Annotated in this window: 20 protein-coding genes; 4 read left to right on the plus strand and 16 right to left on the minus strand. The window is 58.2% G+C overall.

Features of this window, described 5'->3' with window-relative positions; all coding sequences use genetic code 11:
- Nucleotides 1–103 precede the first annotated feature (103 nt).
- From BQ9843_RS08915 to BQ9843_RS08950, 7 genes are all read right to left on the minus strand, one after another.
- Entirely contained in the window at nt 104–235 is a 132-nt protein-coding gene (locus BQ9843_RS08915; RefSeq protein WP_268258792.1) for a hypothetical protein, read from the minus strand.
- Between the two features lie 181 nt (nt 236–416).
- A complete protein-coding gene (locus BQ9843_RS00430) occupies nt 417–704 on the minus strand; it encodes a helix-turn-helix domain-containing protein (protein WP_075843449.1) in 288 nt (95 codons plus the stop codon).
- Nucleotides 705–844: 140 nt separating this feature from the next.
- The gene (locus BQ9843_RS00435; RefSeq protein WP_075843450.1) at nt 845–1,489 is read right to left on the minus strand and encodes a hypothetical protein; all 645 of its coding nucleotides are present in this window, start codon (nt 1,487–1,489) and stop codon (nt 845–847) included.
- Between the two features lie 75 nt (nt 1,490–1,564).
- Entirely contained in the window at nt 1,565–2,146 is a 582-nt protein-coding gene (locus tag BQ9843_RS00440; protein WP_075843451.1) for a hypothetical protein, read from the minus strand.
- A 14-nt stretch (nt 2,147–2,160) separates the two neighbouring features.
- On the minus strand, nt 2,161–3,672 hold the full coding sequence (locus BQ9843_RS00445; protein ID WP_326844813.1) for a VirD4-like conjugal transfer protein, CD1115 family: 1,512 nt from the start codon (nt 3,670–3,672) through the stop codon (nt 2,161–2,163).
- Nucleotides 3,581–4,177 (minus strand): ClpP family protease, encoded by a 597-nt coding sequence (locus tag BQ9843_RS00450; RefSeq protein ID WP_075843453.1) that lies wholly within the window; start codon nt 4,175–4,177, stop codon nt 3,581–3,583. The genes BQ9843_RS00445 and BQ9843_RS00450 overlap by 92 nt, the downstream gene beginning before the upstream one ends.
- Nucleotides 4,178–4,534: 357 nt before the next feature.
- On the minus strand, nt 4,535–4,783 hold the full coding sequence (locus tag BQ9843_RS08950; protein WP_143327593.1) for a 4Fe-4S binding protein: 249 nt from the start codon (nt 4,781–4,783) through the stop codon (nt 4,535–4,537).
- A 76-nt stretch (nt 4,784–4,859) separates the two neighbouring features.
- On the opposite strand from BQ9843_RS08950, the gene BQ9843_RS00455 reads away from it, so the two are divergent.
- Both BQ9843_RS00455 and BQ9843_RS00460 read left to right on the plus strand, forming a co-directional pair.
- Nucleotides 4,860–5,270 carry a hypothetical protein gene (locus tag BQ9843_RS00455; RefSeq protein ID WP_075843454.1) on the plus strand — a complete coding sequence of 137 codons (411 nt, stop codon included), beginning with the start codon at nt 4,860–4,862 and terminating at the stop codon, nt 5,268–5,270.
- A gap of 1 nt (nt 5,271) precedes the next feature.
- On the plus strand, nt 5,272–5,580 hold the full coding sequence (locus tag BQ9843_RS00460; protein ID WP_075843455.1) for a hypothetical protein: 309 nt from the start codon (nt 5,272–5,274) through the stop codon (nt 5,578–5,580).
- A 104-nt stretch (nt 5,581–5,684) separates the two neighbouring features.
- Here BQ9843_RS00460 and BQ9843_RS00465 read toward each other — a convergent pair whose 3' ends face one another.
- From BQ9843_RS00465 to BQ9843_RS08615, 4 genes are all read right to left on the minus strand, one after another.
- Nucleotides 5,685–6,908, minus strand: a complete 1,224-nt coding sequence (locus tag BQ9843_RS00465; RefSeq protein WP_022386490.1) for an MFS transporter — start codon at nt 6,906–6,908, stop codon at nt 5,685–5,687.
- A gap of 86 nt (nt 6,909–6,994) precedes the next feature.
- The gene (feoB, locus tag BQ9843_RS00470) at nt 6,995–9,358 is read right to left on the minus strand and encodes a ferrous iron transport protein B (protein ID WP_075843456.1); all 2,364 of its coding nucleotides are present in this window, start codon (nt 9,356–9,358) and stop codon (nt 6,995–6,997) included.
- Between the two features lie 160 nt (nt 9,359–9,518).
- Entirely contained in the window at nt 9,519–9,884 is a 366-nt protein-coding gene (locus tag BQ9843_RS08610; RefSeq protein ID WP_230205508.1) for a NifB/NifX family molybdenum-iron cluster-binding protein, read from the minus strand.
- Nucleotides 9,766–10,386 (minus strand): DUF134 domain-containing protein, encoded by a 621-nt coding sequence (locus BQ9843_RS08615; protein ID WP_326844814.1) that lies wholly within the window; start codon nt 10,384–10,386, stop codon nt 9,766–9,768. Before BQ9843_RS08615 ends, BQ9843_RS08610 begins: the two co-directional genes overlap by 119 nt.
- A gap of 176 nt (nt 10,387–10,562) precedes the next feature.
- Between BQ9843_RS08615 and BQ9843_RS00480 the strand changes: the two genes are divergently transcribed.
- Complete coding sequence (locus BQ9843_RS00480) at nt 10,563–10,808, plus strand: glutaredoxin family protein (protein ID WP_040219983.1); 246 nt, start codon at nt 10,563–10,565, stop codon at nt 10,806–10,808.
- 44 nt (nt 10,809–10,852) lie between these two features.
- Here BQ9843_RS00480 and BQ9843_RS00485 read toward each other — a convergent pair whose 3' ends face one another.
- The 3 genes from BQ9843_RS00485 to BQ9843_RS00495 all read right to left on the minus strand — a co-directional run bounded on the left by BQ9843_RS00485 (nt 10,853) and on the right by BQ9843_RS00495 (nt 16,233).
- Nucleotides 10,853–11,785: a tRNA dihydrouridine synthase gene (locus BQ9843_RS00485; RefSeq protein ID WP_230205505.1), complete on the minus strand. Its 933-nt coding sequence runs from the start codon at nt 11,783–11,785 to the stop codon at nt 10,853–10,855.
- Between the two features lie 116 nt (nt 11,786–11,901).
- Nucleotides 11,902–12,672, minus strand: coding sequence for a 4Fe-4S binding protein (locus BQ9843_RS00490; protein ID WP_075843483.1), 771 nt, complete (start codon nt 12,670–12,672; stop codon nt 11,902–11,904).
- A gap of 321 nt (nt 12,673–12,993) precedes the next feature.
- Nucleotides 12,994–16,233 (minus strand): ABC transporter ATP-binding protein/permease, encoded by a 3,240-nt coding sequence (locus tag BQ9843_RS00495; RefSeq protein ID WP_075843458.1) that lies wholly within the window; start codon nt 16,231–16,233, stop codon nt 12,994–12,996.
- 572 nt (nt 16,234–16,805) lie between these two features.
- Here BQ9843_RS00495 and BQ9843_RS08690 point away from each other — a divergent pair.
- Nucleotides 16,806–16,946: a hypothetical protein gene (locus BQ9843_RS08690; RefSeq protein ID WP_154665535.1), complete on the plus strand. Its 141-nt coding sequence runs from the start codon at nt 16,806–16,808 to the stop codon at nt 16,944–16,946.
- A 106-nt stretch (nt 16,947–17,052) separates the two neighbouring features.
- Here the strand turns inward: BQ9843_RS08690 and BQ9843_RS00505 are convergent, their stop codons facing one another.
- Nucleotides 17,053–18,465, minus strand: coding sequence for a VirD4-like conjugal transfer protein, CD1115 family (locus BQ9843_RS00505; RefSeq protein WP_075843460.1), 1,413 nt, complete (start codon nt 18,463–18,465; stop codon nt 17,053–17,055).
- A gap of 49 nt (nt 18,466–18,514) precedes the next feature.
- Nucleotides 18,515–19,117 (minus strand): ClpP family protease, encoded by a 603-nt coding sequence (locus BQ9843_RS00510; RefSeq protein ID WP_022386504.1) that lies wholly within the window; start codon nt 19,115–19,117, stop codon nt 18,515–18,517.
- Nucleotides 19,118–19,709 lie beyond the last annotated feature (592 nt).

Consider the following 19,709-nt stretch of genomic DNA (forward strand, 5'->3'; position numbering starts at 1 on the left):
CCTCGCAGTATTAAGTCGCGAACACGTCAACTGATTTCCCAAGCGCCGGAGAAATCTACCATCGCAAAGGAAGACATCGACAGCTAACTATAAGTGTCCCGTTTCAGACGAAGGGACGACCCTTCATGGTCTTTTGCTCCCATGAAGGCAAGGAGTCGAGGGCCTTAATGTATGGAAGCAGGTGCTGGTAGCTCACATGATCGAGTACGTACAGAGCCTCGGGGGGCGCCTGCATCGAGAAACCCCTCCCTCGCAAGTGTCGCCAGAATCTCTTTATTCGATTTGAAGCGTGGAGAAGATACGACCGGGGGATTTCCACTTGCGTAGCCGCTAGAAGTGCCCCCGGTACTTTCGATTTCTATCATATACCACTCCGTTCTTCTCGTAAGGTCTGCATCGACTCGTAAGCCTCATTTTTACGCTTCGGCGGAGGCTCTGCGCGGCCTTCCCGCCCCGGACTTGGTAATAAGGCGGCACCCGATAGAGTCGCGCGAAACCGTGCGGGCGCTGCCAACCCTCCAGCTGTTCAGGCTCCCGTCGCGGCAGAGCCGCGCCACGCGCGCGGTGTTCACGCCCAGCATCTCGGCGGCCTCAGCGGCTGTCACGGCCGGAATGTCGGAAAGCCCGACGCTCATCGCCAGGGTGACGACGGTCTCACAGTCGAAAAACAACAACGGGCATACGCCCCGGAAAGTGAGAAACACTCTAAAGCACTCCCAATCTTGCAAAGTTACTTTGCAAGATTCTTGATTTCTTGCAATCCTACTTTGCAAGATTTGCCACAAACGATATGCAACCCCACGTGCTAGCGCATAAAGCTCATCACGTCCGCGGCACCAAACACCTAGTCCCGCCGCGCGTACTTTAGATAGCCGCCTACGCTGTAGTGATCGGCACCATCATTCGCCGGGTTTCCCTCGCCGCCTACAACGCCCAGGTAACCGTCCTCGAGCTTATTGCCGTCCTTGTCCACTACAAGCGCGTACCAGTGGCCAAACTCGTGTGCGGGTTTGCGCAGCTGGCACGTCAGCGTCAGCTTGGACTCGCCCTCCTTGCAATAAAAGGCACCCTGGCGCTCAAGCTTTGCCAGCAGGCAGCCGTCGAGCCAAAAGCAGATAAACGGTGTCTCAAACGCATCTGTAAGCGCACCGGCCTCGCTGTTGTACACATAGCAGAACAAGGCGCGGTCGCCCGAGCAGCTCAGCAGATTGACCTCGGTCGCCTTGAGCTTGAACTCCACCACGGCAAACGCACCGGGGCGATCTGTATTCTCGCTCACGTTGGTAACGGCGATCTTCACCTGGAAATAGAACATCTCGGCGGGCGCATCGGGCTGCTCGAGCCTTTGTTTAAGGTTGAGCGACACCACGTCGACGCCCATGTCTGCAGGCGGGCGCAGTGCGTCCAAGCCGTTGCGATACAGCGAGCTCATAAGCTGGTACTCGCCGGTATAGCCGTTGTACAGCAGGTCGAAAAAGTCCTGGGCCACGTGATTCTCCTCTAGTCTCGAAACAATCCATTCGATTCTAGCGTTGACACGCGCAAATAGCCCAACGGAAAATCATCAACTTTGAGGCCGCAGATACGGGGCCACGGCGGTTGAGCACTCCCTCGCCATGATGTTTGCGCGGGTAAGCACCTGCTCGCACAGGTTGTCGTCGAGCAGCACAATCTGTGTGATCAGGGCCTTCGCGAGCTCCAGCTCGTTGACTGCGGGTTTATCCTCCCACAGCTCCTTGAGTACATCCGTGGCATCGAGCACCTTGCTGTAGCTGCGGTCCGGCAAGGTCGCAAGGGCACCCTCGGGGTTGTGGCGCAGCTCCCACACAAAGGCGACGGCGGGGTTTTCCACTTCGGCATACGCAGCGACCGAATGATTCTCGGGACGCGCGGCCTCCGTCGGGTCCGTGCGCGCCAAAAAGGAGGCGCGGCTCGGCAACGCGTCGGAGATCTGCCCCACGATCTGTAAGAGCTCGTCGGCATGCGCACGGTAGATATAACAGGGGCCAAACGCGCTTCTGCGCTCGGCGTCAATAAGCTCGCGCTCCGGCCGCACCGTCGCCGCTTGGTCACGGATAGCACTGGCACGCGCAATGCGTTCGCTCAAGCTCAGGCGTTCGTTCATCTTGTTCATCGTTTTGTCCATCGTCTCCCCTTCCTTTAGGCAGCCACGCCCGAACCGTCTCCAAACGGCTCGACTTCAAAAAGCGTCCCGGACCAAAGGTCCTCCTCGCATATGTCCGGTACAAACTCAGGCGCTTCTTCCTCACCAGCAAGCTCGGCATAGCCCGGGTGCTGTTCAAGTTCGTAAGCGGGCTCGCACACACCGCGCTGGCCGCGCTCGAACAGCCACCATCTTCCTGACGGAGTCTCAAGCAGCGTCGAGGGCGTCTTATTGGCACGCAGGGCAAAGTAGCGAGCCGTTCGCTCATCTTGGAATCCCAGCACAAGGTGACGGTCGCAGTTACCGATGATCGAGTTTGCCTGAGCCTCGCCATAGCGGGCCTCAAGCTGGCTCACCGTCTGGCAGATGGCAGTGCAGCTAATCTCGCGGCTACGAATGACGGAAAGTACGTCGTCAAAGCCGGGCAGCGTCAGGTTCGCAAAATCATCGAGCATGAAGCGTACGGGTACGGGAAGGCGACCTCCCTCGCATGAGGCGTCCGCGAAGTCGCACAGGCTCGAAAACGCCTGGCGTATAAACAGACTCGTGAGCGGGGCCAGGCTGCGATCCATGTCGTCCATCGTCACAAAGAGCACGCGACGCTCGCGCCCCAGGTCGCGAAAGTCAATCTGCTCGGGCTTGCGAAACGATGCGAGCGCCCCGTCAAATGTGAGCGGCATCAGGTTCGCGGCGATAATGCCCATGATGCTCGAATGCATCTTCTCGGCCCGAGCCGTACTCCGCGCCCGGCGAAAGAGCGAGACAGCGTAGCTCTCCGGGTCCTGCCGGCGAAGGTCGCAAAACAGCTGCTCGATGTTGCCCTCGCAGGCCTGTTCGAAAACACTCACGACCGATGCCATGTTCCATTCGCGATCGGGCAGTGCCTCAAAAACGTAGGCGATGTAGCTTGCAACGTAATTGGCAGCCGCACTCGCCCAAAACGGGTCGTCACCCATCTCGTCGCGGGGAAAGAGCGCAGTCGCAATGCCAATGATATCCTGCGCAAGCGGACGGCCCCGCCGCCAACGCACATGATGCAGCGGATCGTAGCCGATCGTCCCTTCCATCGTAGTGAAGTCGAGGCAGTCGACCGTATAGCCGTGGTCGCTCAGATACGGCGTCATCTCGTGGAAGAGCCGCCCTTTGGAATCGAGCACAACGTAGGAGCCATGGCACTGCAGCAGGTTCGGTTTGAGGAAGTTGCGCGTCTTGCCCGCGCCGGAGCAGCCCAGCACGAGGACGTTGTTGTTGAGCCCGGTTGCCCATGAGTCCATGCTCTCGGTGCGCTCGGATGTGAGGAGAAGCTCGCCCGCATAGGCGGCGCGAGGATTCATGGTTTTAGCGATCATGATTACTCGCTTTCTGCGCGATGTGTTCGCGCTGGTAGACGTAGGTAATACAGGGTTTTTGCCCACACTAGAGCTTTGTGATGATACGGTCTGCAAGGCCCGCCTCCACGGCTTCTTTCGCCTCGAAATAGGTGTCGGAGGCCGTAAGCTCAAAGACACGCTCAAGCGACATACCGCTATGGCGTGCAATCACGCCGGCAGTGATGTCGCGGATACGCATGAGGTCGTCGGCGCGGGCCTTGACGGAAAGCGCGCTGCCTCCTGCCCCGCCGCTGATAAGCGGGTCGTGAATCATAACGCGACTGTGCGGCAGGACCTCTCGCTCGTCTCCTGCAATGAACAGCAGCGCCCCCATGCTTGCCGCCATGCCCAGGCAAACGGTGCGGATGGTGCAGGTCACGGCCTGCATGACGTCATAGAGCGCAAGGCCGCTTTGCACCTCACCGCCCGGGCTGTTGATGTAGAGCGTCACGGGTGCTTCTGGGTCCTGATGCTGCAGGTAAAGCAGGCCGCGTATAACGGCAGCGCACGACTCCGCGTCCACGGATGTCATGAGTTCGAGTTCGCGCCGGCTCAGCATCTCGTCTCTGATGTCGAGGCGATTGAGGCCTTCGGCCGTCTCGCGGATGATTTGAGGTTGGTAGATGATGGTGTGCTCGCCCATATTGAGCTCCTTCCCGGGTGAGACGCAATAACCAAAAGCGCAGCAGCAGCTGGCGTGCAAAGACAGCAGCCAAGAACGGCAGCCGCATACGCCAGAACTCTCGCTATGAGGTTGTACTTAAATGAATCCGGCAGCAGGCACAAACGCCGCCGGCAACTCCTAAAGGCGCCAAGCGCCCTTTGTACCAGGAGGCGGGTCTCTCGACCCCGGGTGTTTCACACTCTAGCATCCGGCCCGGACACGAACAAGCCCACAAAAAAAGAAACGCCTTCAGGAGGCGAGCTCCTTGAGGCGTTTTTGAGGCACATGACCTCGCAGTTTTATATGGCGAATCGGCCTTAGCCTTAGCAGTAATCCTTATGGGTGCAGATACTGCCCATGCGCGCGGGTCTTGGGGCCGCGCTGGATTGCGCCCTTAGGGCAGCTATGCAGGCAGCGCAGACACGCTGTGCACTCGGCCTTGTTCCATGTGGGCACATCACCCAAGAAAACGCAGAGCACACAAAGGCTCGCCCCGCCCTGCCGTGCACGCAAGACCATCGAAGTTGACGATTTTTTGCCAAGCGTGACAGTTTGGTAAAACGTCTTGCGCAGTACGCGCGGCATGATGCAATTCGCCTATACTGCTTCGAATAGAAACAGCCCGATGCGACATCGCATCGATAGACAAAGGAGACTTCTTATGGCTTGTTTTGTTGTTGGAGGCGGCGAGGCCGTTGCCGTTACTGCCGTTCGTTCCATCGTCAAGAAAAAGGAGATGGAGCGCGGTATCGTCGATGAGGACGGCAATCAGCTCACCGACGCTGCCGAAACCGGCATCTGCTGGACCCGCAAGCTCGGCTGGCTGTGCAACATGCTGTGGGGTGGCGTTATCCTGCTGTGCATCGAGCATATCTGGCATGGCGAGGTCGTGCCCTTCCCGCCGTTCCTGACCGCCATGTACAACGCGGCCGATACCTCCGCCATGCTCCACGAGATGGCAACCGTCGGCGTGGGCATGTGCGTCATGGTCACCGTATGCTGGGCCATCGTCACCGTCGTGGCAGACGCCGTGGTCAAGCGCTCCGCACACGCGGTTGCAACCGAGGCCTAATATGACGCTCATCATCACGCTTCTTGCCGCCGCCATCGCCACCATCGCGTGGTATGTTGCCGGCCCCAACAGCCAGATGAAAATCGGCGTCCTTGCCCTCATGTACTGGGGTGCGGGCCTTATGTGGACGGTAGACGGCATTGCCAGCCTTCTTGAGGGCGAAGCCTTTATCGAGATCGCCGACCACGCCGCGATGATCGATGCCGCCCTGTTGGGCCTCGTTATCGTGACGACCGGCCTTATCGCCTGGGCGCTTTACCTACTCCTCAAAGATCCCAAGGGTATGGTCCGCAAGTCGTTGGCCGCATAACACCGCGCCAACGCACCACAACGCGAACGCGTAACACTCCCGGTAGAAGCATCTACCGGGAGTGTTTTCTTTGTCTATCGAAGCCGAGCAGCACTCCGTCGCGCCTATTTCCTCGCACCGCGCAGCGCCAAGAACAGCAACACGCAGGCCGCCGCCTCGAGAACCAGCGCATACATGACAATCGCCGCCTGACCATGAGCATACAAGGCACCCGTCACGCCTGCGCCCACAAACGAGCCCACGCCCATGAAAACCGAGAGCATTCCGTACGACGTTGCGCGCTTGCAGCCCGGCACCATATCGGCAACCGCCGCACGCATAGTTGATTCCTGAATGCCCAGGCTCGCGCCCCACAAAACCACACCCGCAATCACCGAGACAAGGCTGTTTCCAAACGCAAAGAGCGGAACGATTGCGCTCACCACCGGCAGAACGAACAGCACGCGCACGCCCACCTTGTCGTAAATCGAGCCCGTTATCAGCGCAAACACGCCGTCAACACCCATAGCCACCGCATAGAGCACGGCAACCGTCGGTGCCGAGACGATTTGGGCAGAAACCATGTGGAACGACATGACGCCAAACGTTCCCACGCCAGCCAAGACCAAGCCGCAAAAACCCGTGTAGATCCAAAACAGACGAGGGAGCTTGATAGGCTCCGCTGCCGAGACCTTCGATGCACTCACAGCATCGTCCTCGGCCGAATCGGCCTCGTCGTCTTCCTCAAACACCTCAGGCCGCGGAACGCGATAGCGCAGATACAGCAGCACCCCGATGGCACCAAGACCGGGTATGAACATCACACCGAGCGCAGGGCCGTACGCGTTATGCGTCGCCTGCAAAATCGCCGCTGCGATAAGCGGACCCGCCACGGCGCCCACTTGGTCGAGTGCCTCATGAAACGCAAATCCTTTACCGCGGCCTACACGAGAGGCCGCATGCGAAAGCATGGCATCGCGCGAAGGTGTGCGCAGCGACTTACCGAAGCGCTCGAACACGATAAGAAACGATACGCCCAACACGCTTCCCGCAAATCCCATGGCGGGAACAGCGAGACCCGTTGCCGCATAGCCCAAAAGAGCAAATGTCCAATAGCGGCCGGAACGATCGGCAGCCGGCCCGCTTGCCAAACGTCCCGCCAGCGAAGTTGCCTCACCCAGACCCGAAACCAAGCCAACAACCGCCGCCGTAGCGCCTACCGAATACAGCAACGGACCTTGAACCGAAAGCGCGGCCTCGTACACAATGTCCATCAGCATGCTCACAATGCCAAAGCCCAGGATAAATCCCATGGGGCTTGCCGCGCCCACCTTTGTCTTCCCCACCATGCGATGACCCTCTAATCCTCAACCGGCAACGTCACTCAATAAAAAAAGGGGAACAAAGCCCTCGAGGACTTTGTTCCCCTTTTGCACTAGAGCAACCCTGCAAGTAAAAACACGGTGTGTACGACAAAGGCGATAATCCAGGCAACCGTTACCTGTAAGGCAAAAACCGCCGCAGCATAACGACCGCCCAGCTCGGAACGCACGGTGCTAATGGCTGCCACACAGGGCGGATAGAGCAGGACAAACACCAGGAACACGTATGCAATGGGTGCCGTGAACATGCCCGAAAGCGCCGCCACAGACGTGGAGCCCAGCAGCACCGTAAGCGTCGAGATGACGCTCTCTTTAGCGACAAGGCCACACACAAGCGCCGTCGAGGTGCGCCAGTCACCAAAGCCAAGCGGCGCGAACACAGGCGCTATAAGCCCGCCCAGGCCCGCGAGCATACTTTGAGACTGATCGGTCACCATATTGAAGCGGATGTCGAACGTCTGCAGGAACCAGATCACGACCGAAGCCGCAAAGATGATGGTAAACGCCTTGGTGATAAAACCCTTGGCCTTGTCCCATGCAAGCAACAGCGTAGTCTTTGCGCTGGGCATGCGGTAGTTGGGAAGCTCCATGATAAAGGGCACAGGCTCGCCCTTAAATGCTGTGTGGTTGAGAATCGTGGCGACAATCATACCCACCAGGATGCCCAGAATATAGAGCGAGACCATAGCGGGCACGGTTGCCTGCGGGAAAAACGCCGCACAGAGCAGGCCGTAGACGGGAAGCTTTGCCGAGCAGCTCATGAACGGCGTGAGCATGACCGTCATTTTGCGGTCGTGATCGGAAGGCAAGGTGCGCGTGGACATGATGGCAGGCACGCTACAGCCAAAGCCCACAAGCATGGGCACAAAGCTGCGACCCGAAAGGCCAAAGCGGCGCAAAATCTTATCCATCACAAACGCGACGCGTGCCATATAGCCCGAGTCCTCGAGAATCGAGAGCAGCAAGAACAGCACGACGATGATGGGCAGGAACGAAAGCACGCTGCCCACGCCGGTGAGCACGCCGTTAACCACAAGCGAGCGGACCACGGGATTGGTGCCAAACGCCGTAAGGCCCGCGTCGGCCGCCCCAATCACCATCGAAACCAACTGCTCGAGTAGGCCTTGCAGCGTCGCGCCGATAACGCCAAAGGTGAGCCAAAAGACAAGCCCCATGATGAGGATGAACATTGGGATGGCGGTGAAGCGTCCCGTAAGCACACGGTCGATGGCAACGGAGCGCTTGTGCTCGCGGCTCTCATGCGGCTTGACCACGCAGGTGGCGCACACATCCTCGATAAAGGTAAAGCGCATATCGGCAAGAGCGCACAGACGATCGCTGCCTGATTCCTCCTCCATTTGGCTAATGATGTGCTCGATGGCATCGAGCTCATTTTGGTCGAGATTCAGGGCCTCGATAACCAGTGCGTCGCCTTCGACGAGCTTGGTCGCCGCAAAGCGCAGCGGGATAGCCGCAGCCTTGGCGTGGTCCTCAATCAGGTTTGCAATACCGTGGATGCAACGATGGAGCGCGCCGCCATCGGGGCTGTCGGCCGCGCTCGAACAAAAGTCGATGCGCCCCGGCCGCTCGCCGTAGCGGGCAATGTGCATGGCATGCTCCACAAGCTCGCCGATGCCTTCGTTCTTTGCCGCCGAGATGGGAACCACAGGCACGCCAAGCTCGCGTTCGAGCAGGTTAACGTCGATGGTGCCGCCATTGGCCGTGACCTCGTCCATCATGTTAAGAGCGATGACCATGGGTCGATCGAGCTCCATAAGCTGGAGCGTGAGGTAGAGGTTGCGCTCGATATTGGTAGCGTCGATGATGTCGATCACCGCATCGGGCCGCGAATCGAGAATAAACTGACGGCTTACGATCTCCTCTCCCGTATACGGAGAGAGCGAGTAGATGCCGGGCAGGTCGGTGACCGTCGCCTCGGGGTGATTGCGGATCTGGCCATCTTTACGATCGACCGTCACGCCTGGGAAATTGCCCACATGCTGGTTGGAGCCCGTAAGGCAGTTGAACAGCGTTGTCTTGCCGCAGTTCTGGTTGCCGGCAAGGGCAAAGGTGATAGGTGAGCCTTCGGGCACCGCCTTCTTTGTACGGCGCGGATGGTACCCCTCGCCCAAAGCAGGATGCGCGACGCTGCCCGTCTGCGGGGCATGGCGCGCAACGGTATCGGTATCGTGAACGTCTACAAGCTCGATACGTGCCGCGGTATCGCGACGAAGCGTGAGCTCATAGCCACGCAGGCGAATCTCCATGGGGTCGCCCATGGGGGCGTACTTCATCATGGTCACTTCGGTACCGGGCGTTAGGCCCATGTCGAGAATATGCTGATGCAGTGCCACGTCGTCCGACGCCACAGACGCGATAATCGCGTCCTTACCGATTTCCAGCTCGTCGAGCTTCACGTAAGGTCCCCTCAGATAGAGCAAAAGCGGGCAAACCCCTCCAGGGAGTCTGACCCGCTCGGTTAGCTTTCAAGCGAAAACTCTAGCGCGTTATCTACGCGGTTGCAAACACTGGGGTATGCAAATGGGATAAATCCAACAATGGTTTATCCAGCATTTACTAGTGGCAGCAGTGATGTCCCTCGCCATGCTCATGGCCACCGCATCCGCAGCCCTCATGGCCGTGGCCGTGCTCGTGGCCGTGGCCACCGCAGCCGCACGTGGCGCCCTCGGCCTGCGTGACCTCGCCCGCAAGGAAGGCGTTCACGATGTCGTCGCAGTCGCCCGCCGCACCGGGATAGATATCGATGCCGGTCTGAGCGAGGGCGTTAACGGCCCCGCCGCCGATGCCACCGCAGATGAGCACGTCAACGCCGCCCGCTGCAAGCACGCCGGCAAGAGCGCCATGCCCAGCACCATTCGAGCCTACTACCTGCGAGGATACGACCTTGCCATCTTCGACGTCGNGCTGCAAGCACGCCGGCAAGAGCGCCATGCCCAGCACCATTCGAGCCTACTACCTGCGAGGATACGACCTTGCCATCTTCGACGTCGTAGACCTTGAACTGCTCCGTTCGACCAAAGTGCTGGAAAATCTTACCGTCTTCGTAGGTCACCGCAATCCTCATACTGTTCTCCTTCTTGTGCGACCAAGCGTTTGCGTCAGGTTGCGGAGCGGGGTCGTACGCAACGTTTCCACCTGTGATGACAAGGCGGCGGCCGTTGACCAGGGCGTCTGCGACCTTGGCGTGAGCGCGGCTGCAAATCATGGCGATCGTGGTGCGCGCAACGCCCATGCGCTCAGCGGCTTCTGCCTGGCTCAGTTGCTCCAGGTCAACCAGGCGCAGCGCTTCCAACTCGTCGATGGCAAGAACAACGTCTACGCCGGCAGCTGTCCCGTCGGGAGTGAACCCTAGGTATTCGGGCCGCATGCCCACGTGCCTTGTTTTTTCGCGCCGTCCTGCCATAGCCTTCTCCATTCCTGACATATGTCATAAATAAGCATACGCCGAACCTCGTCGATTGCAAGCCATTTCTGACATATGGCATAAATTGGCCTGAGCTAAGCAGTGCATACTGTTGCTTTTTTGTATGGGATACGTTCTGCCCTTCTTTGGGTATCTCTCTATCAGCATCAAGCAACGTCACTACCGATTGGAGTCCCATGGCAGCAAACCACGAGCTTGAGCTCTACGTCATGACCGGATGCCCCTATTGCATCAAGGTCAAGAACTTCCTTGCCAGCAACGGCATCTCTATCCCCCAGCGCAACATCACGACCGACCGCGCCGCCGAGCAGCACCTGATTGCCGTGGGCGGAAAACGCCAGGTACCGTGCCTCTTCATCGATGGCAAACCGCTCTACGAATCGAGCGACATCATCACCTGGGTCCAAAAGAACCTGCTGTAACAACATCGCGGGCGCGCTCCATACAAGGAACGCGCCTGCGATTGCTATCCACGAAAACGAGCGACGCTGGCAAGAGGCTCTTCGTTAAAGACCCGCTCGGCAGCCGCTTCATACTCCGCGGCTTTACGTGCCTTGCGAACAAGCCGGTGAACCGCCAGCGGATCTGCGAAGGCGCACTTGGCGTAGAACCACCACTCCTTCATGCGAAAGACCGCGTTGCCGCCCATCTCGGCTTCATAGGCGCGGTAGAGCTCATCGTGAAAATGCTTGAGCTCCGTGAGCGTCATCGCCGGGCCTCCCTGCGCCATACGAGCCAGCGCAGGATTCGCAAGCAGCCCTCTACCGATCATCACATGGCGCGTCTGCGGATAGGCCGCCACGAGTGCGTCCATATCGTCCACGTCAAAGATGTCACCGTTATACGCCACGGGAAACGGCGCGCGCTCGAGCGTCTTGCCATAGAGCTCCTGCCGAGGCACACCCTTGTAAAAGTCGGCACGCACACGCGGGTGCACAATGAGCTCGGCCAGCGGGCAGCGGCAATACAGGTCCAAGATATCCTGGTACTCCGCATCGCTCTCAAAGCCCACGCGCGTCTTGACCGAAACGCCCAGAGCAGACCTGCTGCAAATGTCCTGCAAAAAGAGCTCGAGCTCGCCCAGGTCGCGCAAAAAGCCGGAGCCCTTCCCTTTGCCCACAACTGTACCAGAGGGACAGCCCAAGTTGAGATTGACCTCGCGGTAGCCCATATCGGCCAAAACCCGGGTTGCCCCCACAAACTCGTCGGCATTTTTGCTCATAAGCTGGGGGATAACAGTGAGCCCCTGGTTGTTCGCCGGATCAAGCTCCTTGAAGGCTTTTCCTCCAAAGGTCTTGCCCACACGAGGAGGCGGTAAAAACGGCGTGTAGTAACGATCGAGCGCACCGAAGCACTCCGCATGCACACGACGAAACACATAACCCGTAAGCCCCTCCATGGGAGCCAGCGACAATATCACGTACGGTATCCCTCTCGATTCAGATGCTCTTTTGACCGAATCATCTTACGGCATTGCCAGGTGATATCCAATTGAGCAGCTGAATCCCATATCCGTTAGAGGAAGAGCTGAGGATCCTTCTTTACGGAGCACGCGTTCTCAATCCTCGCGACGATAGCGCCGGCAATCTCTTGATTCACGACGCGAGCATGCTTGGGGCACATGGCGACACAGCGCATGCAGCCGATGCAAAGGTTTTCATCTGCCATACCGCGCGGCAATGCGCCAATTGCCCCAACGGGACATACCTGAGCACAAGCACGGCATGCCGAGCACGCCGGAGTTGGCTGGGGAACCAACTTGCCAGCACCGGGATCTTTGTAAGGTTTATTGCCGGGGACCTCAACGTCGCCGGCAGCGCTGTTTTGAACCTTCTCGAGAATCTGCTGTGCGAACGAATGAAGCATCGCAATCTGATCCGGACCAGGCTCGCCCGTGGCAAACTGATGTGCCAAAGAGTGCTCGGCGATACCAGCCACACCGGCAACCACCGTATAGCCAAGAACAACGGCGCTGTCTTTGAGCTCAAGCAGAGCATCGTCAAAATCGCGATTGCCGTAAACGATCGTCACGACCGCCTTTGCGCCATTGCTAACCACCTTGGCAAGACGCTCCAAGACGAGAGCGGGCACACGGCCGGCAAAGCACGGCGCGGCGATAACGGCAAGGGCGTCGGCGTCAACGCAGAGATCGGCCTTCTCCATCGCGGGGTCGGACAGATCAATCTGAGAGATTAAGCCCCCGTTCTTCGTCAACTCTTCCGCAAGAGCATCGGCGACCTTCTGAGTTCCGCCTGTCGGGCTGAATACGATCTTTACTACGTTCATGTCGGTCAATCCTCTCCTTTTAGGATGTGCGATCCGGCAGACGCGTATCTCGGTCCCTCAGCGAAAATGCGACTTGCTGCCTCAACCGTGCTCATTGCGAGCACACTGTTCATTGTGTTCGCCAAAACAAGGAAATAGCAAGGAGATATAGGGGGAACGGGCGATATCTCATCGCATAGAATCGTGGCAACGCAAGAAAGGGGCCCCGATGCTCAGGAAATCATTCTTCAACCCATTCTCCGCGCTGCCGCTCGCACACCCTGCTTGGAGCATCGCCTAACGGCACGGTGGCCGCGCGACATTGCCGCGCGGCCGGCGCGCTTATTCGGAGCGCAGGGCCTCTACCGGATCCTTTTTCGATGCGCTTCGAGCAGGTAGCAGGCCGGCAACCACGGTGAGCACTACCGAAATCGCAATCAGCACGAGTGCGTCTTGGACGGGCAGACTCATAAGGTTGGGCACCTGTTTGGCCGCAAGCGCCCAGGCATTAACCGGGAAGCTCACGACGACCACCACCGCGATGGCAAAAACGCCAGCGATAAGACCTTCGATAAAGGTCTCGGCATTGAATACGTTGGCCACGTTGCGCTTTGACGCGCCGATCGCGCGCAGGATGCCAATCTCCTTTTTGCGCTCGAGCACGCTGATATACGTGATGATGCCGATCATGATGGAACTCACCACCAAGCTAATGCTCACAAAAGCGATAAGCACCAAGCTGATGGTGTTCACGATGTCGGTCACCGAGCCCATGATGATGCCCATGTAGTCGGTGTAGGAAATCACCTGGTCCTCGTGGCCCGCGGCCTTCGCTCGCTCGTTGTAATCGTCGATATGCGCAAGCACGCGCTCCTTTGCCTCAAAGTCGCGCGGAAAGATCTTGATGGAGATGGGATTATCCTCGTCGGCGTACCCCAACGTGGTGAGATTGTTGTCATAGGTGAGCTTCGAGGCCTTAGCGTAGTTCATCATCAAGGAGCTCAAGTCCTCGGCATCCATATTGAAATGTATGGCGTTTGCAAAAGCTGCGGCATCCACATGGAAGGCGTTTGCCAGATTGGGGATGTTGGACGACATCTGCGTCGCCATCTGGTCCATAAGGCCTGCAGCCCCGACTTTGAGCTGGGACGAAACCGTGGCCGCAATCTCGTCGCTTATCTCTTGCATAATCTGCCCCATGGCTTGCTGGAAATAGGGCGCAAGCTGGTTTTGCACGTAATCGGTCATTGCTTGCTGTAAGCGCTCGGCCAAAGCATCTCCGCCCAGCGCCTTGAGCTGAGCGAGGTATTGCTGTGCCGTCGTGTCCTGCTCAAGATAAGCCGTGAATGCGCCCGCGAGTTTCGATGCGTCTTTAAGATCGTCGGGCGAGAGGGCACGGAATTGCTCCGATTGCATAAAGCCTGTAAAGAGCTGATTGGCGATAGTACCCGCCTGCTCCATTTGCTCGGGCGTGAGCTCCAGGCCATCAAAGATGCCCGAGAGGTCGGGCGTGGGCGCCTTGGCCATGATGTCGGTGAAATCGATATTTTGGCCCATGCCAGAAAGGTCGATGTTGAGCCCAGAGAGATCAACAGTGGAAAGATCCACGCCGGCGGCCGCACCGGAGAGCGCGGACGCATCGAAAGAGAATGCGCTTTTGAGCGCGGCCTCGTCGACCGAGAACATACTGCCCAGGTCCACACCCTGCTTGGCCTCGCCCTGCAGCTCGTCGAAGGTCTTGCCGGTAAAGACATCGGTATCGGGATGCGCAAGTTGCTCCTGGACAATCTGAGAATTGGCAGCACGGTCCATAAGCTGGAGCGTCAAGGCGTGTGTGTAGGCGATGCCCGGGCTAAGCGCAGAGGAATTGGCCGTCTCATTAGGCTTGACCACGCCAACAATGCGCAGGTCAATGCCAGAGTCAACCTTGCCCGCCATGAAGCTGGCGTCATCAGACATATCGGTCCAGGTGCCCGTCTCGGCATTCTTGCGATAGACATCGGAGGGCGAGAGGATTTTGAACGTAGTGGAAAGTGCGTCCTCGTAGGTGAAATCGACATCGGTGTCCGGCGTCTCTACCTCGCCGTCTGCCGACATGGCGCTCGCAACAAGGTCGTTAAGCTGGTCGATGTCCAGGGCACCGATGCTGTAGAGCGTGTAGTCGCCCACGGTGCCACGGCTCGAAAGTACAAGCACCGCCTCGTTGGCCGAGGTGGGCCAGTGGCCCGCCACAACGTCATATTGCGAATCGAGAAGACGCTGGTCGTCGATCATCTCGTTAAAGACATCCGTGCCCATAGAGCCCATGCTAGCCGTAGCCGCCGAGCTGGCGCCGCCGCTCATCGCAGCAGTCATGGCATTGGGCACGAGCTTTACGGGCGATTCGTCACCCATGCCCGCACGGTAGACGATAGGAGTCACACCGTAGTTGTACTGGACAGCGTTGACGTCCTCATCGATGCCATCGCCACCGCCATCCAGCCATTTTTTGAGGCTCGTCATGTCGTTGGATTTGACGCTTGCAAACATATCTTTAACAGCCGTGACCACGGGGATCTTGTCGGTTTTCTTGGGCGTGCTCTCGGTATCTTGAGCGTCGGCGCCGTCTGAAGCGGCGGAGCCGTGGCCGTCCATCATGGCGGAAAGGTCGTAATCCTGACGGGAGATCGTGAGCGGGTAGCTCGAAAGCGTATCCTCCTCGACCTTCTTGATGTAATTGTTCACGCCGTTCGAGAGCGCCAAGATCGCAGCGATGCCAATGATTCCAATCGAGCCCGCAAAGGCCGTCATGGCGGTACGGCCCTTTTTGGTCATGAGGTTACGTGCCGAAAGGCCCAGCGCCGTGAGGAAGCTCATGGACGTCTTGCGCGTGGGTTTGGCCTCGCGACGCTGTGCCTTAGCCACGTCAAAGGGGTCGGAATCGTGCGTGATCTTGCCGTCGGCAAGATTTACGATGCGCGTGGCATATTGGTACGCAAGTTCCGGGTTGTGCGTGACCATGATAACCAGACGGTCGCGGGCAACCTCTTTGAGCAGGTCCATGACCTGCACAGATGTGGTAGAGTCGAGGGCGCCGGTCGGCTCGTCAGCAAGGACGATCTCAGGGTCATTGATCAAGGCGCGGGCAATGGCCACGCGCTGCATCTGTCCGCCCGAAAGCTGGCTTGGACGCTTGTTCACGTGCTCGCCCAGGCCGACTTTCTCCAACGCCTCGCGCGCACGCTGACGGCGCTCGGCATGCCCCACCCCCGTGAGCGTGAGCGCCAGCTCGACGTTTTCCAAGATGGTCTGGTGCGGAATGAGGTTATAGCTTTGAAAGACGAAGCCGATGCGGTTGTTGCGGTAGGCGTCCCAATCGCGATCGTGGAAGTCTTTGGTCGAAATGCCATCGATGAGCAGATCGCCTGAGTCAAAGTGGTCGAGGCCGCCGACGACGTTGAGCATTGTGGTCTTACCCGAACCCGAGGGACCCAGAATGGCCACGAACTCGTTATCGCGAAACGCCAAGCTCACGCTATCCAGGGCAACCTGCGTAAACGACTGGGTGACATACTTCTTGCTGATGTCCTTGAGCTCCAGCATGGGTGGGCTTTCCTCCCTGTGCGCGGGCAAGCCCAACGGCTCATCCCTACTGTCTTTATTCAATGCGGTTTCAATGGTATCCCCATTTTGTCTGCGGCACCAACAAGAGAATGGCCTGCCCTTTGGAACAATTCCAAAGGGCAGGCCTCTTGTTCAAGATATGAGGAAGGAACGCACTTAGTCGATCGCACTTAGTCGATTTCTCAAGATGAGTGGCGGAAACTCGCTCATTTTTGGAGCGTCCCCCCCTAAACGTATGCGGAACCGCCACTCATTCGAGAACGATAGAAAAGCCGCCGATCATTTAAGACGTTGTTGCCGAATTGCGCGCCCTGATATTTCTTTGCGTAGCAAGGGAGAGCTCAGCAAGCGTGTCTTGCTCGCACGGCCCCATCAGCAGACCATGCTCGGCAATCTAAACATCGCCATTTATCTGTTTTTGGATCGATGCCGTACGCCTTCGCGCCATCCGCAGCAGCGCGCTATTCTACCGTTCCGGAGAATCGAAGCTAACCCTGGCCTGCCAGCTGCGCAAACCAGCCTTCGAGGGCGGCCACTGGTACGCCGTCATCGTGGACCAACACGGCCAGCAGGTGCCCGAGGGATATCTGGGCACCATTGATTCGGACAACGAGGCCACCCGCGCCTCCGACGGAACCGATCACTACAGCATCCGCGGCTTTCTTGAATACGCCCGAGGGTTGCAAAAGTAGGCCTGAGCCTCAGCCGGCACAAACCGTAGGCGCGAAACAGGGCCACAAACCCCGTTCGCGCCTACGGCATCATGACAGCCGCAAAAGCGACATCGGCGTGCCTGCCTCACAGCGTGCCTTCGTCCGGCAACTCCCATGCCCACTCGTCCGGCACATCGCCATCGCCAAAAAGGATGGCGTCTTCCCGGGAGAAAAACTCGCCCAGCTCCTCCTCGGAAATCTTGATCCTCTCGGCCTCACTTTGCGCAATAGCGTCAAGAAGATCTTGATAGCATGGATGATTCTCGAGTCGATAGGCGGCATCGAGTGCACCGCGCTCGCCGCGGCAAAACAGCCACCAGCTGCCACGCGGAGTCTCCAGCAGAGTCGTGGGAGTCTTGCCCGCACGCGTGGAAAAATAGCGCGCCGTCCGCTCGTCCTGGAACGCAAGGACGATCTGTCGGTCGCAATTGCCGATGATGGAATTGGCGGCCGCCTCGCCGTAACGCGCTTCAAGCTGGCTTACCGTCTGGCAAATCACGGTGCAGCTGATTTCGCGGCTGCGGATAACGGAAAGCACGTCATCAAAATCCGGTAGGCGCAAATTGGAAAAATCATCCAACATAAAGCGAACGGGCACGGAAAGACGACCCTCGCAAGACTCATCGGCCATGTCGCAAAGTGCCGCAAACGCCTGCTGAATAAACAGGCTCGTCATTGCCGAAAGGCTATGGTCGAGGTCGTCCATCTTCACAAAGAGGGCGCGCTTCTCACGGCCAAAGCTGCGAAAATCAACTTGCTCGGCATGCTGATAGCTCCGCATGGCACCTTCATGGGAAAACGGAAGGATATTTGCCGCAATGATGCCCATGATGCTGGAATGCATCTTCTCGGCACGCGCCGTCGCCTTCGCACGATAGAAAAGGGAGACGGCATAGCTTTCCGGACAGTCGTGCTCAAGGTCCTCAAAAAGCTCGCTCTCCTGTCCCCTTCCCGCCTGCTCGAAAACGCGCACAACTGAGGCCATGTTGCGCTCTTTTTCAGGTAGCGCCTCCAAGACATAGGCGATGTAGCTTGCGAGGTAGTTGGCGGCAGCGCGAGCCCAAAACGGGTCGCTGTCCATCTCGTCTGTCGAACAGATGGCGCTTGCCACGGTGATGATGTCCTGCGTGCAGGGATGGCCCCAGCTCCAACGAATGTACGAAAGCGGGTCATACCCCACACTCCCCTCTCCATCGCGAGTAAAGTCGAGCAGGTCGACCTTGTATCCGCGAGAGCGCAGATAGGGCCCCATCTCATAGTAAAGCGAGCCCTTGGTATCCAAGACCACATAAGAGCCTTGGCACTGCATGAGATTGGGCTTGAGATGGCTCCTCGTCTTGCCGCCGCCCGAGCAGCCAAGCACGAGCACATTGTTGTTAAGGCCGGTCTCCCACGAATCCGTGCTGGCAGTATGGTTTTTGGTAAGCAAAAGCTGACCTGCATACGCAGAGCGGTTAGCGGCGGAAGCATCATAGGTAAAGGTAGTTGCGTTGTTCATGATAATGCCCCTTTCCAGTGGCTTGGTGTTAAAACGTGCGGAAGAGATACTAAAACGAAGCGATCACGGCGTCGGCAAGACCCGCCTCGATGGCATCTTCGGCCTCGAAATAGGTGTCTTGCGCCGTGAGTTCGAAAACGCGGTCGAGCGGCATGCCGGTATGACGCGAAAGCACCTCGCCGGTGATGTCGCGAATGCGCATGAGGTCGTCGGCACGAGCTTTAACGGAAAGCGCGCTTCCGCCAATGCCGCCGCCGATAAGCGGGTCGTGAATCATGATGCGACTATGCGGAAGCATCTCCCGACGAGCACCGGAGACAAAGATCAAGGCGGCCATGCTTGCCGCCATGCCCAAGCAAATCGTATTAACCGGGCAGTTCAAAGCCTGCATGACGTCATAGAGCGCCAAGCCCGACTGGACCTCGCCGCCCGGGCTATTGATGAACATCCGGATAGGGGCCTGAGCATCTTCTTGCTGCAGGTGCAAAAGGCTACGGATAAGCACGGCACACGAGCCGGCATCCACGGGACCGCAAAGCTCGACCTCGCGGTTAGCAAGCATTTGATCGCGAAGGTCAAGACGTTGAATGCCTTCGCAGGTCTCGCGCAAAATCTGTGGTTGATACTGGAAAATCGAGGCTGTATCGCTCATGTAGAGCTCCCTTCGGCAAATCGCCGCATCGTCATCTGACGCAATGCGACAGTGGATAGATAGCAACCATGGTTGGCTGCCATATCCGCCGAAATACCTCTTTTGATTGTTGAATGAGAGACGCTCGTCAACAAGCGTCCTCCCCGAGAAAACATCTGGTCCCTCGGGATGAACTGTACTTTATCACAACGCCCGGACACTACTGACGCTCAAAAGCAAATCAGTCCATAGCACCGCTCACATAAATGTACTAGCTTCCCATAGCAATACAAAAAGAGAGACAAAGCGATGCGGCGCGCCCTACCACGCGAAACGACTAGACAGGCACAAGCGTGCAACGCGGCGCAAAAGGCGCCAGCGCAAAGCGCATGGCAGCCAAGACCGGCAAAGCTCAGCCCGCGTTGAAGACCCCGCCAAATGGCCCTAACGAGAAGATTCCTTCTTGTGTGTCTTACGGAAAGGGCACTCTTCCTCCCCGGTTGCAAGGCTATCGAGCAACCCGCTGGACGGCCACTACAACCCTCAATGAGTGGCGGAAACTCGCGCATTTTCGGGGCATTTTCCTCCCCTAAACGTATGCAGAACCGCCACT

Source organism: Collinsella bouchesdurhonensis (assembly GCF_900155365.1).
Lineage (GTDB): Bacteria > Actinomycetota > Coriobacteriia > Coriobacteriales > Coriobacteriaceae > Collinsella > Collinsella bouchesdurhonensis.

Coding starts and splice junctions, on each gene's coding strand:
- BQ9843_RS08915 (WP_268258792.1), bottom strand. CDS start 235: ATGCAGGCGCCCCCCGAGGCTCTGTACGTACTCGATCATGTGAGCTAC.
- BQ9843_RS00440 (WP_075843451.1), bottom strand. CDS start 2,146: ATGGACAAAACGATGAACAAGATGAACGAACGCCTGAGCTTGAGCGAA.
- BQ9843_RS00450 (WP_075843453.1), bottom strand. CDS start 4,177: ATGGGCGAGCACACCATCATCTACCAACCTCAAATCATCCGCGAGACG.
- BQ9843_RS08950 (WP_143327593.1), bottom strand. CDS start 4,783: ATGCCGCGCGTACTGCGCAAGACGTTTTACCAAACTGTCACGCTTGGC.
- BQ9843_RS00455 (WP_075843454.1), top strand. CDS start 4,860: ATGGCTTGTTTTGTTGTTGGAGGCGGCGAGGCCGTTGCCGTTACTGCC.
- BQ9843_RS00460 (WP_075843455.1), top strand. CDS start 5,272: ATGACGCTCATCATCACGCTTCTTGCCGCCGCCATCGCCACCATCGCG.
- BQ9843_RS00465 (WP_022386490.1), bottom strand. CDS start 6,908: ATGGTGGGGAAGACAAAGGTGGGCGCGGCAAGCCCCATGGGATTTATC.
- BQ9843_RS00480 (WP_040219983.1), top strand. CDS start 10,563: ATGGCAGCAAACCACGAGCTTGAGCTCTACGTCATGACCGGATGCCCC.
- BQ9843_RS00485 (WP_230205505.1), bottom strand. CDS start 11,785: ATGGAGGGGCTTACGGGTTATGTGTTTCGTCGTGTGCATGCGGAGTGC.
- BQ9843_RS00490 (WP_075843483.1), bottom strand. CDS start 12,672: ATGAACGTAGTAAAGATCGTATTCAGCCCGACAGGCGGAACTCAGAAG.
- BQ9843_RS00495 (WP_075843458.1), bottom strand. CDS start 16,233: ATGCTGGAGCTCAAGGACATCAGCAAGAAGTATGTCACCCAGTCGTTT.
- BQ9843_RS00505 (WP_075843460.1), bottom strand. CDS start 18,465: ATGAACAACGCAACTACCTTTACCTATGATGCTTCCGCCGCTAACCGC.
- BQ9843_RS00510 (WP_022386504.1), bottom strand. CDS start 19,117: ATGAGCGATACAGCCTCGATTTTCCAGTATCAACCACAGATTTTGCGC.